This window comes from Rhodococcus sp. NPDC056516, from assembly GCF_042794655.1.
Classification (GTDB): domain Bacteria; phylum Actinomycetota; class Actinomycetes; order Mycobacteriales; family Mycobacteriaceae; genus Rhodococcus_F.
The window spans coordinates 1-1,042 of record NZ_JBHTTG010000024.1; the positions used below are offsets into that span (position 1 = coordinate 1).

The 1,042-nt window shown below is 62.1% G+C and carries 1 protein-coding gene; it reads right to left on the minus strand.

Going from position 1 to position 1,042, the window contains the following annotated elements:
* Positions 1-1,042 (minus strand): AMP-binding protein (locus ACFQ6Y_RS30340; protein WP_378640540.1); only part of this gene is annotated, 1,042 nt, incomplete at both ends.

Consider the following 1,042-nt stretch of genomic DNA (forward strand, 5'->3'; position numbering starts at 1 on the left):
CGTATTCCACACCGCCCGACCAATCGGAACACCCACCCCCACAACACCCTCCACCACATGAAACGTCACATCCACCGACGCCTCCGTCGGCCCGTACAAATTCACCAACTCCGCACCACACACCCCCGCAAACCGCCCCGCCAACACCGACGACAACCCCTCACCCGAGACAAACACCCGACGCAAACTCGAACACCCCACCCCCAACTCCCCCACGCCCAACTCCCCCACGAACACCTCCAACATCGACGGCACAAAATGCACCACCGACACCCCCCACCGCTCGATCACACCCACCAAATACACCGGATCACGATGCCCACCCGGATCCGCCACCACCAACCGAGCACCCACCATCAACGGCCAAAACAACTCCCACACCGACACATCGAACGACACCGGCGTCTTCTGCAACACCACATCCCCCACACCCAACGGAAACTCCCCCTGCATCCACAACAACCGATTCACCACCCCCGCATGCGAAACCACCACCCCCTTCGGACGACCCGTCGACCCCGACGTGAACATCACATACACCGCATGCTCAGGCAACAACACCCCCAACCGATCCCCCACCCCCACCGGATCACCCGAAAACCCCGAAACATCAACACAACCCACATCAACAAACCCCACCCCCACCGGCAAACACCCACCATCACCAACCCGCGACAACACCACCACCGGATCCACCACCCCCACCACAAACCCCACCCGCTCCACCGGCGCACCCACATCCACCGGAACAAACACCCCACCAGCCCGCACCACCGCAAACACCGCCACCAACAACTCCACCGACCGCGACAACGCCACACACACCCGCGACTCCGGACCCACCCCCAACGAAATCAACAACCGCGCAAAACGATTCACCCGAACATCAAACTCACCCCACGACAACACCACCCCACCACACACCAACCCCCCACCACCCACACCAGCAAACCGACCATCCAACACATCCACCAACGTCAAACCCCCCACCACCACCCCCACACCATCCCAACCACCCACCACCAACCCACGCTCACCCGCA